This is a genomic window from Halofilum ochraceum, assembly GCF_001614315.2.
GTDB classification, from domain to species: Bacteria; Pseudomonadota; Gammaproteobacteria; order XJ16; family Halofilaceae; genus Halofilum; species Halofilum ochraceum.
This window is the reverse complement of record NZ_LVEG02000009.1, coordinates 40,804-54,041: the sequence shown is the minus strand read 5'-3', so window position 1 is coordinate 54,041 and position 13,238 is coordinate 40,804. Positions and strand designations below refer to the sequence as shown.

The following is a 13,238-nucleotide window of genomic DNA, read 5'->3' as shown; positions in this document are numbered from 1 at the left end:
CGGTGAGCGCCAGCGTTGCCGGTGACTGGTGCCGCTGGGACGGGGCGGATCTGCTGCTCGAACTGCGCGTCATCCCGCGGGCCAAAGCGACCGCGATCGGTGGTATCCGCCAGGGACGCCTGCTGCTGCGGCTGCAGGCGCCGCCGGTCGATGGCAAGGCGAATGCCGCCATCGAGCAATGGTGTGCGGATGCGTTCGGCGTGGGGCGCGGGGCGGTAACGATCGAGGCGGGTTCGCGCGGTCGTGACAAGCGCGTGCGGATCGAACGGCCCCAGAAAATGCCCGCCGAGCTGATCGGCCTGGCGAACGACAACAATACCTGAGCCGCCCTGGTACCGACACGGCACTCGCCGCGGTTCTGCAAGCCGCAAAACCGCGCGAGGTTGCTATACTGCCGCGTTTCGCCTTAACCGCTGTGCCGGCCCATGCCCGAGACGATTCCCGCCGATTCCGTCGGTCTGGTCGAACCGCGGCGTCTCGCCTTTGACGAGCCGTTGCCGCTCGACTGCGGCCGTACGCTCGACCAGTACGAACTGGTCTACGAGACCTATGGCGAATTGAACGCGGACGCGAGCAATGCCGTGCTGATCTGCCATGCGCTGTCCGGCGATCATCACGCGGCCGGTTACCACTCGATGGACGACCGCAAACCAGGCTGGTGGGAGGCCTGCATCGGCCCCGGCAAGCCAATCGACACACGCCGGTTCTTCGTCGTCAGCCCGAACAATATCGGCAGCTGCAAGGGCTCGACCGGGCCGAACACGATCAATCCCGCGACCGGCGAGTACCACGGCCCCGATTTCCCCATCGTGACCTGCGGCGACTGGGCGCGCTCCCAGGAGCGCCTGATGCGCGCGCTTGGCATCGACCAGTGGGCCGCGGTCGTCGGCCCCAGCCTCGGAGGCATGCAGGTGATGCAGTGGGCGATCGATTACCCCGATTCCCTGCGCAACGCGATCGTCATTGCCGCGGCGCCCAAACTGACCGCGCAGAACATCGCCTTCAACGAGGTCGCCCGCCAGGCGATCACCTCGGACACCGAATTCCATGCGGGTCGCTACTACGAACACGGGACGGTGCCGCGGCGCGGGTTGATGCTGGCGCGCATGCTCGGGCACATCACTTACCTCTCGGACGATGCGATGCGGGCCAAGTTCGGGCGCGAGCTGCAGGCCGGGAAACTCTCTTTCAGCTTCGACTCGGAGTTCTCGGTGGAGAGCTACCTGCGTTATCAGGGCCGGCAGTTCGTGGACCGTTTCGATGCGAACTCGTACCTGCTGATGACCAAGTCGCTGGACTATTTCGACCCGGCGTCGAAAACCGACGACGACCTGGCCGCGGCCCTGGAACCGGCGAAGGCCCGGTTCCTCGTCATGGCGTTCACCTCGGATTGGCGCTTCTCCCCGGCGCGCTCGCGCGAGATCGTCAAGGCGCTTCTCGATAACCACAAGCGTGTGAGCTATGTGGAGATCGCGGCCGAGCACGGTCACGACGCATTCCTGATGCCGATCGATCAGTATCTGGCGGTATTCGGGGCGTACATGGAGCGCGTGGCCGCGGAATGCACGACCGCGGAGGCGGCGGCATGAATCTGCGTCGGGACCTGGAACTGATCGCCGACTGGATCCGCCCGGGCAGCCACGTCCTCGACCTCGGCTGCGGCGACGGCGCCCTGCTCGCGCATCTGGCGGAGACGAAATCGATCACCGGCTACGGCCTGGAGATCGACCCCGACAACATCGCGCGCTGCATCGCCCGTGGCGTGGACGTGCTGCAGATCGACCTCGACCGCGGACTGTCGGAGTTCGACAGCGGCGGTTTCGATTACGTGATCATGACGCAGTCGCTGCAGGCGCTGCATTTTCCCGATCGGATCCTCGGGGAGATGCTGCGCATCGGGCGCGAAGCCGTCACCTCGTTCCCGAACATGGGTCACTGGAAATGTCGGCTGCAGCTCGCGGTCGCCGGCCACATGCCGGTGACGCGGGCGCTGCCGCACCACTGGTACGACACGCCCAATATCCACATGTGCACGGTCCACGACTTCGAGCGCCTGTGCGACGCGCACGGCTATCGGGTCCTGGAACGGGCAGCCGTGGATCGCCATCACCGCGAGACGCCGGCCACGCGCATCCTGCCCAACCTGTTCGGTGAGAGTGCGGTCTTTCGCTTCGAACGCGACGGGGGACGCCAGCCTGGAACCCCGGCGGCCTGAAAAAGCGGTTCTCGCCAAGGCGCCAAGCCCGCCAAGGGACGCAAAGCACAAAATAACGAAGATCAAGTTCGCGCGGAGTAGCGGTGTGCGCGGACCACCGAGCCCGCGCGTTGGACAGGGCCGCGCGCTAACGGGGTGCAATCCATCCGAATAAGCGGGACAGCGACCGCTCCCCCGACCCTCCGCCGCTCTGCGAGATGCCAATTTTCTCTGGCTTTTTCTTCGCGTCCCTTGGCGGGCTTGGCGCCTTGGCGAGAACCGCCTTTTCCAGGACCCTAAACTGGGCAGATTCTGATCAGCCCTCGGGCGCGGCGGCGTGCTTGGCCTGCATGAACTCGCCGTGGCGCAGGTGGATCAGATCCGCGACCCGGCGCAGGATCTGTTCTTCGTAGCGGTCGATGCGCCCATCGGCCCAGGCCACGCGCCAAAGCTGCTGCATCAGCGCTTTCTTTTCTTCCAGTGAATGCGTTTCGTGGACGAGGCGGGTGAACTGGTGCAGGGAGGTCGCATCGCGGCTTTCCTCCTGCGCGAGGCGCACGAGTTCACCGACCTCGTCGTCGGTCACGTCGAGGCTCGCGCGCAGGGCGGCCTCGATGGTCGCCTGTTCGGCCTCGTCGAAGTCGAAATCCGCCCGCGCGACCTCGATCAGCAGGGCGGCCGCCGCCAGGTTGCGGCGATGCCCGGCATCCTCAGCCGCCGCTTCCGGCGCGAGGTGCTCCTGAAAGAACGACTGGATTTTCGACAGCACCGACGGGCACCGTCAGTTGGCTAGCTGGCGCGGGACGTACACGCCGTCCCGGAAATCGAGAAACAGTTCGTCGAGTTCCGGATGCCACACGGGCTCCCCGGTCTCGTCGGCCTCGAGATTCTGCTCAGGCACGTAGGTTTCCGCATCTTCTTCGTCGACGATCACGTAATACCATGGCGCCTCGCGGCTCGCGGAGGCGGTTCCGGAATTGCGGTCGTACCAGTCCTCACTGCCCTGGTAGGCCGGGTCGACGTCGTAGACCACGCCACGGTAACCGTGCTCTTTATGGCGGACGATCTGCCCGAGACGGAAACTGGCGGTGTGGGAGACTGCGTGCATCGCGGACCTCCGCGGTGGGTACTCGGTCTATAGTTTATCAGACCGGACGCCGGACTGATGAGCCCTTGACTGCCTGTGCGGCAAATGAGGACCCGCACCGGGCGTACGCGCCCACGCGGCGCGCCGCCGCGCGACCGTGCTGTTAGACTTGATGGACCGTGACCGGAGGAAAGCGCAGTGCGCGCACCGAATATGCATCACTGGACCGAGCGCGTGCGCGCGGCCCTGGCCCACCCGCGCCTGCCGGATGCGGTCGGCCTGGTACTGGTCGTGGCGCTGGGTTGGCAGCTGGCTGGTCTGACCTGGGCGGCGCTGCCGGCGCCGGCAAGCGCCCGGATTCCCGCCGCGAGCGCTGCCGAAACGCCCCGCGATGGCAGCAGCACGGGCGAAGCACCGACGGCACGCCTCGCGCGCCTGCATCTGTTCGGCGAACCGCCTGCCGACGATGACGGGCAACGTTCGCCGGAGACCGAGACCGACGCCCCCGAAACCCAGCTGAATCTGACCCTGCTGGGCGTGTATGCGCCCGGCCAGAGCGGTGGTCTGGCCATCATCGCCACCGGCGGCGGCCCGGAGAAAGTCTACGCCGTCGGTGACACGATTGCCGGCAGCGCACGGATCACCGGCATCTTCGAGGATCGTGTCGTGCTGCGGCGCGACGGGCGGGCCGAGACGCTGCGCATGGAACTCGCCAAAGTCCCCTCCGGCCAGTCCGACCGGCAGGTACAGACCGGCGGCGACGACCAGGGCCAGGGCATTATCGAGCGCGCCCGGGCGCTGCGCGAGCGCATTCGGCAGAATCCGCTGGAACTGGCGCGCATGGTCCGTTTCCAGCCCTACGTCGAGGACGGCGAACTGGTGGGTTTTCGTATCCAACCGCGCTCCGATGAGGCGCAGCTGCTGGAGGAAGCGGGGATCCGCCCGAGTGATGTCGTCACCCGCGTCAACGGTATCCCCCTCAACGACCGGGCGCAGGGCAACCGGGCCCTGCGGGAGTTGCGGGACGCGAGCATGATCAACGTGACCATTCTCCGCGATGGTCGCAGCGAACAGCTCTCGATACCGCTCGGTAACCCCGGCTGATCATGACCACCCCTGGCTCACCGGCACCAGGCAGTCACCGCGTGGCGCATACCGTGTTTGACGGTCGCAACCGGGCATATGAGAATCCTGCCCGCGCCGCTGCGCGAGGGAGGCGTACACATCCCCGAAACCAGGAACGAACAAACGACACCATGCCCCTGACCCGCCGCCCGCGCACGGGCCCACCTGGCGCTCTCATCCTCGGTCTGCTGCTTGCCATCGTGGTGTCCGCGAGTGCCTGGGCCGAACCATTCACCCTGAATCTGCAGAACGCCGAGCTGCGCTCACTGATTCAGACGGTATCGAAACGCACCGGGCGCAATTTCATCGTCGACCCGCGCGTGAACGCCAAGATCACGGTCGTTTCATCCACGCCCGTGAACGACCGCGAACTGTACGACGTGTTCCTGTCCGTGCTCTCGGTACACGGTTACGCGGCCGTCCCGCAGGGCGATGTCACGAAGATCGTACCGGCAGTGGCGGCGAAACAGGACGCAATCCCATCCGGTGAATCGCAGAGCGGCAGCCAGCTCGTGACCCGGGTCGTAACGATCCAGCACGTCAACTCCGCGCAGCTGGTGCCGATTCTGCGCCCGCTGCTCCCCCAGGAAGGGCACCTCGCGGCGTACCAGCCGACCAACCGACTGATCGTCACCGACAGCGCATCGAATATCCAGCGGATCATGCGGATCATCGACCGGGTCGACCGGCCGGTGGAAAGCGACGTCGACGTCGTCCGCCTGGAGCACGCATCGGCCTCGGAGGTCGTGCGCATACTCGGCCAGCTGGCCAGCCAGGGGCAGCAGGGACAGGACCAGACCGGCGGGCAGGCACGGCTGGCCGCGGACACGCGCACGAACAGCGTGCTCATCAGCGGCAGCCGCGAAGAGCGGCTGCGCATGCGCGGCCTGATCGCGAATCTGGATACGCCGCTGGAACGCGAGGGCAATACCCGCGTGGTGTACCTGAAGTACGCCAATGCCGCCGACATGACGGAGATCCTCCAGGGGGTCAGCGACGCGGAGGTCTCGAATGGCGAACAAACGGGCCAGGGGGGCGGCAACGGCAACGACGAGGAGGTCGTGATCCAGGCCGACGAGAATACGAACGCGTTGATCCTGACCGGCCCGCCGGGGCGGCTCGATGGCCTGGAGAGCATCATCCGGCAGCTCGATATCCGGCGTGCCCAGGTCCTGGTCGAGGCCATCATCGCGGAGATTTCCCAGGACAAGGCCCGGGAGCTCGGCGTCCAGTTCGTCGCGGCCGACACCAGCGGCGACGGTGACACCCCGGCCGCACTGACGAGTTTCGGGTCAGGCGGGAGCAACATCCTCGAGATTGCGACCGAAAGCGCGCTGCCCGACAGCGGTCTGACGCTCGGCGGCCTGAGCGAGGGCTCGGGGGGCACGGATTTCGGCGTCCTGATACGGGCGCTGGCCTCGGATGCCAACAACAACATCCTCTCGACGCCGAGTCTCGTGACGCTGGACAACGAGGAGGCCGAGATCGTCGTCGGACAGAACGTGCCGTTCGTGACCGGGTCCTTTTCGAGTCAGCAGACCGGCGGCAGTGCGACCAACCCCTTCCAGACGATCGAGCGCCGCGACGTCGGTATCACGCTCAAGGTCAAGCCGCAGATCAACGAGGGCAATACCGTCAAGATGAACATCGAGCAGGAGGTCTCCAGCCTCTCCTCGTCCGCCCAGACCACCTCCGACGTCGTTACGAACAAGCGCTCGCTGAAAACGACGGTGCTGGTGCAGGACGACCAGACGCTGGTCCTCGGCGGCCTGATCGACGACACCGTGCGCACGACCGACGAACGGGTGCCGCTGCTCGGCGACATCCCGGTATTGGGGCGGCTGTTCCGGTATCAGCGCACGAACAAGATCAAGCAGAACCTGATGGTATTCCTCCACCCGCGCATCCTGCGCGAAAAGCAGCTCGCGGATTACTACACGGGCGAGAAGTACAACTACATGCGGGCGGAACAGGTCGACCGGCAGCGCAAGAAACAGACGCTCATGATCGACGAGCTGCCGGAGCTGCCGGAGCTGGAACTGCGCCATCGCAATCCGACCCTCGGCGGCGGAGGCAACGATGAACGAAACGGCGACGGCGACTGAGGCGGCCACGCGGCCCCTGCGGGTCAGCTACTCGTTTGCCCGGCGCAACGGCGTGCTGCTGGAGGAGCGGGCCGATGGCCAGGCGACCGCCGTGCTGCGCCCGGACGCCTCACCGGATGCCGTGCTCGAACTGCGGCGGGCCATCGGCACGCCGGTCGCGCTCGAGAACGTCTCGGCCGAGGACTTCGCACGCCGGCTGACGCAACGCTACGAGCACGGCGCCGGCGGCGCGCTGGATGCGGTCGACGACCTCGGCGACGAGGCCGATCTGGCGAGCGCGGCCGAGGCACTCCCCGAACCGGAAGATCTGATGGAGTCGCAGGATGATGCCCCCATCATCCGCCTGATCAACGCGATCCTCACCGAGGCCGTCCGCCACAACGCCTCCGACGTGCATATCGAGCCATTCGAGCAGCGGCTCTCGGTCCGCATGCGGGTCGACGGCGTGATGCAGGAAACCCTGGAGCCACCGCGCTCGATCGCGCCCCTGATCATCTCGCGCATCAAGGTCATGGCGCGGCTCGACATCTCGGAGAAACGCCTCCCGCAGGACGGCCGCATCTCGCTCAAGATCGCCGGCCGCCCGGTGGACGTGCGCGTGTCCACCCTGCCCTCGGGCCACGGCGAGCGTGTCGTGATGCGATTGCTGGACAAACAGGCCGGGCGCCTGGATGTCGAACACCTCGGCATGTCCTCACGCGATACGCGCCTGCTGAATGACCTGATCCACCGCCCGCACGGCATTCTGCTCGTCACCGGCCCCACCGGCTCGGGCAAGACCACCACGCTGTACGCGTCCATCACCCGGCTCAATGACGCCAGCCGGACGATCCTCACGGTCGAGGACCCGATCGAGTATTACCTCGACGGCATCGGCCAGACCCAGGTGAACACGAAAGTCGACCTGACCTTCGCCCGGGGGCTGCGCGCCATCCTGCGCCAGGACCCGGATGTAGTCATGGTCGGCGAGATCCGCGACCTGGAAACGGCGCAGATCGCCGTGCAGGCGAGCCTGACGGGCCATGTGGTGCTGTCGACGCTGCACACGAACACCGCGATCGGCGCCATCACCCGCCTGCGCGACATGGGTGTGGAGCCGTTCCTGTTGTCGTCGTCGGTCGTCGGCATCCTCGCCCAGCGGCTGGTACGGCTGCTCTGCCCGCACTGCCGCGTCGAACACGTCATGACGCGCGGCGAATGCCACCTGTTCGACCTCGACCCGGACGATCCGCCGAACGTCTGGGGACCTTCAGAGACGGGCTGCGATCACTGCAATCGCACCGGTTACGCCGGCCGCAGCGGGATTTACGAACTCGTGGCCGTCGACGACCCGATGCGCAGCCTGATCCATGACGGTGCCGGCGAGTTCGAGCTCGAGCACCATGCGCGCCGCCATTCGCCGGGCATGCGTGCGGATGGCCTGCGGCGGATCCGCGCCGGTCAGACCTCGGTCGAGGAGGTCCTGCGGGTCACGCCATCCGGCGACCGCGGCGAAGAACCGGAAATCCTGGAGTAACCCGCCCTGAGCGCCTTCGAATACACGGCACTCGACCCCGACGGCCGCGAGTTGCGCGGCATCCTGGAGGGCGATACCGCGCGCCAGGTGCGCCAGCAGCTGCGCGACCAGGGGCTGTCACCGCTGTCGGTCGCGGAGTCCGCGGAGCGCGAGCAGCGCGGCGGCGGCACGGCGATCGGCCCACGGCGCGGCATCAGCGGCGCCGATCTGGCGCTCTTCAGCCGCCAGCTTGCCACCCTCGTGCAGTCGGGCATGCCGGTCGAGGAGGCGCTGCGCGCGATCGCACGCTACTCGGAGAAGGCGCGCCTGCAGAAACTGGTCCTCGCGGTCCGTGCGCGGGTCGTCGAAGGCTATAGTCTCGCGGCCGGATTCGCGGAATTCCCGCGCACGTTCCCGGATATCTACGTTGCCACCGTGCGGGCGGGAGAGCAGTCCGGCCATCTCGGCGGCGTGCTCGAGCGGCTGGCCGACTACACCGAGGAGCGCCAGGACACCCGGGGTTCGGTGACCGCGGCACTGGCCTACCCCGTCATCCTGACGGTCGCCGCGCTGGCCATCGTCATCGCGCTGCTGACGTATGTCGTGCCCCAGGTCGTAGGCGTATTCGACACCCTGGACGCGGAACTGCCGCTGCTCACGCAGGGCCTGCTCGCCCTGAGCGGTTTCCTGCGTGACTGGGGTCCGCTCACGCTGCTGATCCTGATCGGCGCCGTGATCGGCTTCCGCCTGGCGCTGCGCAGCCCTGGGTTCCGGTACCGATTTCACGCCCTGCTGCTGCGCGTACCGGTCATCGGCCGCTTGTTGCGCGACGCCGATACGGGCCGCTTCGCCCGAACGCTCTCGATCCTCGCGAGCAGCGGCGTGCCGGTGCTCGAGGCCCTGTCGATCGCGTCGACGGTCATCGGCATCCGCCCGCTGCGCCATGCCGTCGAGCGCGCGGCCGTGCAGGTACGCGAAGGCGCCGCCCTGAGCCGCTCGCTGGAGACCAGCGGCCGCTTCCCGCCGATGTTCCTGCATCTGATTGCCATCGGCGAAGAATCCGGCCAGCTCGACTCGATGCTCCACCGCGCCGCCGACTACCAGGAACGCACGACGAAGACGACGATCTCGCTGCTGGTCAACATCTTCGAGCCGGCATTGATCCTCGTCATGGGCGTGGTCGTCCTGCTGATCGTCCTCGCGATCCTTCTCCCAATCTTCGAACTCAACCAGCTGGTGGGATGACCCGCCGTTTTGGGCTGGCGGATATCGCGTTTCACCAGAAAGTCTGTGCGAAGGGTTCTCGCCAAGGCGCAAAGAACGCCAAGGAATGCAGACAAGGGGAAGCCGGGCGACTGGAAGTGTTTCACCGAGCCTCTTGTAGCGTGCCCCGGTTCTTTTTCGGGATTTTCCCTTCTTCGCGTCTCTTGGCGCTCTTTGCGCCTTGGCGAGAACCGATTTACACAACACATCGGATCCTTATGAATCGAACTTATGCAGGGCGCGCGTAATTCGCCCGGAAAACAGTAACCTGGCGGCCCCGGGGCACAGGGAGCGCCGTAATTCAACGGGATTGAGGGGTTGCACCGACGGGTTGCCGCCCTAATATGATACTCAGGACACATGGCGTAAAACGCCGATGGAGTGATGCGTGATGAACGATATCGAAGGCGGCACCGTGACCGTGGGCGTGCAGGTGCGGGACGACGTGGTCCTGATCTTCGACCAGGATGACGGCGGTCCGTCCGTCAGCCGCGCGATCGATTCGGTGCTCGCATCGATCTACGAGCAGAACCCGGATGCCCCCCGCGTGGTGCTGTTCTGCGACACGGAGGGCGTCTACGACGGCGTGTCCGTGGACGACGAGGGGCAGTTCCAGAACTTCTATCCCATCCGCACCACCGATGCGGATCACGCGATCGAGGTCGCGCGCGCCTTTATCGTCGAGGCGCCCGCGCGCTTCCACTGACCCGCGCGTGTCCGGCAGGGACGCCGGACGCCGTAAACTGGCGGGGTGTGCCACCCGCCAAACCCATGGCTCTCTATGACCCTGCGGCAAGGGCATCGGCCACGTATCCGGTCAATGCGCGGATCCGGCCGACACCGCGCAGGTCCGGATGGCTTAACAGCCATAATTCGCTTGCCATCTCCGGGATCGTTCCCCCCAGCCGGACGAGGCGCGGGTCGCCATCGCACAGATAGCGGGGCAGCACCGCGGCGCCGGCACCCTCGCGGACCGCCGCATACATCCCGAACAGCGTATCCGCCCGATAGCGGCAGTGGTCATCCGCGCCGTGGCCGGCCATCCAGGCGTCGAGCTGGCGGTAGATCATGGCCTCGTCCGGGCCGACCCATGCGGTCTCCGCCGCGGCCGGCACCGGATCCCCCTGACGGAAGACGCCCGCCGGGCCGTACACGGCCTGTTCGATGGTCCGCAGGCGGCGCCCGATCAGATGCTCGGGCGGCTCCCGGGTCGGTCGAATCGCGACGTCCGCTTCGCGCCGGGACAGGTTCACCAGCGCATTCGAGACCGATACCTCGAGCGCGATATCCGGATAGGCCTCGCGGAAAGCGGCGAATACCGGTGACAGCAGGCCGATCAGCAAGGTGTCCGTGGTCGTCACCCGGACCGTGCCGGCCGGTCTGAGGTCGCGCCCGACCACGCGCCGTTCGACACCGACCACCTCGCTCTCGATGCGCGCCGCCGCCGCGGCGACCTCCTCGCCGGCGGGCGTGGGGGCATACCCGCCAGACCCGCGCTCGAACAGCCTGACGCCCAGCCGTTTCTCGATCGCACCGAGACGCCGGAAGACCGTGGCATGACTGACCGCCAGTCTGCGCGCCGCCCCGGACAGCGATCCCGCGCGCGCGATCGCCAGGATCGTCCGCAGATCATCCCATGGGAGTTCCTGTTCGTTCATGCAAACTTAAATTGCATCTACAGGGAATTCCTGTGCACCAACGCAACGATATAGGCTGCGCATATCAAGGTAAATCCCGTGGGTGTCCCATGCATGTACTCATCGTTCACAGCCATCCGGAGCGCCGCTCCTTCAATGGCGCGCTCACGGAGGTCGCCGTCGAGACCCTGACGGGCGCCGGTCACGACGTGGAAGTCGCCGACCTCTACGCGGAGGGATTCGATCCGACCGAGGGACCGGCCCATTACACGGATCGCGCCGACCCGGCGGTCTTCGCCGCGCTCACGGAGCAGCGCCACGCCTGGGAATCCGGCACGCTCCCGCCCGGAATCCGGGCCGAGATCGAACGCCTCGAACGGGCCGATCTGGTGATCTTCCAGTATCCGCTCTGGTGGCACGCGCAACCCGCCCTGTTGAAGGGGTGGATCGACCGGGTGTTCGTCTATGGCGGCCTCTATACCGGCGGCATGCGCTACGACCACGGGTACTTCCGGGGGCGCCGCGCCATCTGCTCCGTCACGACCGGTGCCCCGGGCGCGGCCTTCTCCCGCTATGGGCGCAACGGCCATATGGAGCATCTGATGCTGGGCATGCACTACTCGCTCTATTACGTCGGCTACGACGTGCTGGCGCCGTTCGTGGCCTACGGCATCCAGGGCGGCGGACTCGTCTACCAGGAGGAACAGCGTTTCCGGAAACAACTGGATGCGTACCTCCAGAACTGGGCGCAACGACTGGAACACATCGAAACCGATGAGCCGATCCCGTTCACAGGCTGGGCCGACTGGGATGAAGACGGCGTGATACGTCACGACCGACCCGAGCGGTGGAATCTTCAGTAAACGGGCCAGCCGACAAGACCACCTGACGAAACAGTGGAGGAAAACCTCATGGCAACCATCGACACGCACATCCCCGCAACGACCCGTACCGCCAACGCGGGGCAGCCCGCGGCCGAGGGCCTCGGTGACATCACCGTACGGCGCGACGCGCTGCAGGCCAGTGCCCGGGCAGCCGCATTCCTGCTGACGGTCCGCACCGTTCGGCGCGGAATCGCGGCCCTGCGGGCAAGGCAGCGGGAACATTGAGGCCAGCGTATGCGCGGACCTGCACCTGACAGCGGCCCTGCGATCGGCCTATCCTGTGCGCCCCGAATCGGGGCGACCCGCCGATCCAGCAACCGGAGCGCGTATGACTGCCATCCCCGTTCGCACACTCGGCCCGCACAGTCTGCGTGTGTCCGCGCTCGGGCTGGGCTGCATGGGCATGTCGTTCGCGTACGGGCCGGCCGATGAAGAGCGGTCCATCGCTACGCTGCACCACGCACTGGATCGCGGCATCAACCTGCTGGACACGGCGGACGTCTACGGCCCGGAGACCAACGAACGCCTGCTTGCGGGGGTGCTGCGCGAGCGCCGGGAGGAAGTGGTACTGGCGACGAAATGCGGGATTGCATACGCCGATCCCGATCGGGCAGTCGACGGGCGTCCGGCGTACATCCATCGGGCCTGCGACGCCTCGCTCTCACGCCTGGCGACCGACCGCATCGACCTGTTCTACCTGCACCGGGTGGATCCGGAAGTACCGATCGAGGAGACCGTCGGCGCCATGACCGAACTGATCGCCGCCGGCAAGGTCCGCCACATCGGCCTGTCCGAGGCGGCCGCGGCGACGATCCGTCGCGCCCACGCCGTGCACCCGCTGACCGCGGTCCAGATGGAGTATTCGCTCTGGACGCGTGGTATCGAGACCGACATCCTGCCGCTCGCGCGCGAGCTCGGTATCGGCATCGTGCCCTACAGCCCACTCGGGCGAGGTTTCCTGTCGGGACAGATCACGTCGCCGGACGACCTTGGCGAGAACGACTGGCGCCGCGACAACCCACGCTTCCAGGGCGAGAATTTCGAGCGCAACCTGGAGTTGGTCAACCAGGTCACCGCACTCGCGCATGAGCGCAACGCTACGCCGGCGCAGATCGCCCTCGCCTGGGTGCTTCAACAGGGCAACGACATCGTTCCCATCCCGGGCACAACGCGCGCCGAACGTCTCGACGAGAACATCGCCGCGCTCGACGTCGAGCTGGGCAGTGAAGATCTCCAGCGCCTTGATGCGATCTTCGGCCCGGAGGCGGTCGCGGGCGAGCGCTACACCGAGGCGATGATGCGGCTGGTGCGGAACTGAAGCCGACCGGCGGCGCGGTCACAAACCGGGGTTGCTGCCTTATAATGCGGGCCGCTGCAGCCACCCACGGATTCTCCCCGAGGGGCGGCGCCCGGGCGGCATCACCGACGGGAACCGGGCACCCCCCGCA

The 13,238-nt window shown here is 66.8% G+C and carries 14 protein-coding genes; 11 read left to right on the top strand and 3 right to left on the bottom strand.

What is annotated here, in order from left to right:
- The first annotated feature begins 2 nt into the window (after positions 1-2).
- The 3 genes from A0W70_RS10965 to metW all read left to right on the top strand — a co-directional run bounded on the left by A0W70_RS10965 (position 3) and on the right by metW (position 2,215).
- Positions 3-323 carry a DUF167 domain-containing protein gene (locus tag A0W70_RS10965; RefSeq protein WP_070989189.1) on the top strand — a complete coding sequence of 107 codons (321 nt, stop codon included), beginning with the start codon at positions 3-5 and terminating at the stop codon, positions 321-323.
- 102 nt (positions 324-425) lie between these two features.
- Complete coding sequence (metX, locus tag A0W70_RS10960) at positions 426-1,589, top strand: homoserine O-succinyltransferase MetX (RefSeq protein WP_070989188.1); 1,164 nt, start codon at positions 426-428, stop codon at positions 1,587-1,589.
- Entirely contained in the window at positions 1,586-2,215 is a 630-nt protein-coding gene (metW, locus tag A0W70_RS10955) for a methionine biosynthesis protein MetW (RefSeq protein WP_425402599.1), read from the top strand. The genes metX and metW overlap by 4 nt, the downstream gene beginning before the upstream one ends.
- Before the next feature lie 295 nt (positions 2,216-2,510).
- Here the strand turns inward: metW and A0W70_RS10950 are convergent, their stop codons facing one another.
- Both A0W70_RS10950 and hspQ read right to left on the bottom strand, forming a co-directional pair.
- Positions 2,511-2,963 (bottom strand): tellurite resistance TerB family protein, encoded by a 453-nt coding sequence (locus tag A0W70_RS10950; protein WP_070989187.1) that lies wholly within the window; start codon positions 2,961-2,963, stop codon positions 2,511-2,513.
- Between the two features lie 12 nt (positions 2,964-2,975).
- Positions 2,976-3,302, bottom strand: a complete 327-nt coding sequence (hspQ, locus tag A0W70_RS10945) for a heat shock protein HspQ (protein ID WP_070989186.1) — start codon at positions 3,300-3,302, stop codon at positions 2,976-2,978.
- 177 nt (positions 3,303-3,479) lie between these two features.
- Here hspQ and gspC point away from each other — a divergent pair, with 177 nt between their 5' ends.
- The 5 genes from gspC (at position 3,480) to A0W70_RS10920 (ending at position 9,975) form a co-directional block, all read left to right on the top strand.
- Positions 3,480-4,385 carry a type II secretion system protein GspC gene (gene gspC, locus A0W70_RS10940; RefSeq protein ID WP_139150836.1) on the top strand — a complete coding sequence of 302 codons (906 nt, stop codon included), beginning with the start codon at positions 3,480-3,482 and terminating at the stop codon, positions 4,383-4,385.
- A gap of 152 nt (positions 4,386-4,537) precedes the next feature.
- Positions 4,538-6,511, top strand: a complete 1,974-nt coding sequence (gene gspD, locus A0W70_RS10935; protein ID WP_070989184.1) for a type II secretion system secretin GspD — start codon at positions 4,538-4,540, stop codon at positions 6,509-6,511.
- Positions 6,486-8,027, top strand: coding sequence for a type II secretion system ATPase GspE (gspE, locus tag A0W70_RS10930; protein WP_070989183.1), 1,542 nt, complete (start codon positions 6,486-6,488; stop codon positions 8,025-8,027). The genes gspD and gspE overlap by 26 nt, the downstream gene beginning before the upstream one ends.
- Positions 8,028-8,033: 6 nt before the next feature.
- Positions 8,034-9,251: a type II secretion system inner membrane protein GspF gene (gspF, locus tag A0W70_RS10925; RefSeq protein ID WP_070989182.1), complete on the top strand. Its 1,218-nt coding sequence runs from the start codon at positions 8,034-8,036 to the stop codon at positions 9,249-9,251.
- A gap of 409 nt (positions 9,252-9,660) precedes the next feature.
- The gene (locus tag A0W70_RS10920) at positions 9,661-9,975 is read left to right on the top strand and encodes a hypothetical protein (protein WP_070989181.1); all 315 of its coding nucleotides are present in this window, start codon (positions 9,661-9,663) and stop codon (positions 9,973-9,975) included.
- 73 nt (positions 9,976-10,048) lie between these two features.
- Here A0W70_RS10920 and A0W70_RS10915 read toward each other — a convergent pair whose 3' ends face one another.
- The gene (locus A0W70_RS10915) at positions 10,049-10,927 is read right to left on the bottom strand and encodes a LysR family transcriptional regulator (protein WP_070989180.1); all 879 of its coding nucleotides are present in this window, start codon (positions 10,925-10,927) and stop codon (positions 10,049-10,051) included.
- Positions 10,928-11,016: 89 nt separating this feature from the next.
- On the opposite strand from A0W70_RS10915, the gene A0W70_RS10910 reads away from it, so the two are divergent.
- The 3 genes from A0W70_RS10910 to A0W70_RS10900 all read left to right on the top strand — a co-directional run bounded on the left by A0W70_RS10910 (position 11,017) and on the right by A0W70_RS10900 (position 13,108).
- Positions 11,017-11,769 (top strand): NAD(P)H-dependent oxidoreductase, encoded by a 753-nt coding sequence (locus A0W70_RS10910; protein ID WP_070989179.1) that lies wholly within the window; start codon positions 11,017-11,019, stop codon positions 11,767-11,769.
- A gap of 48 nt (positions 11,770-11,817) precedes the next feature.
- The gene (locus tag A0W70_RS10905) at positions 11,818-12,015 is read left to right on the top strand and encodes a hypothetical protein (protein WP_139150835.1); all 198 of its coding nucleotides are present in this window, start codon (positions 11,818-11,820) and stop codon (positions 12,013-12,015) included.
- Between the two features lie 103 nt (positions 12,016-12,118).
- Positions 12,119-13,108 carry an aldo/keto reductase gene (locus tag A0W70_RS10900; protein ID WP_070989177.1) on the top strand — a complete coding sequence of 330 codons (990 nt, stop codon included), beginning with the start codon at positions 12,119-12,121 and terminating at the stop codon, positions 13,106-13,108.
- Positions 13,109-13,238 lie beyond the last annotated feature (130 nt).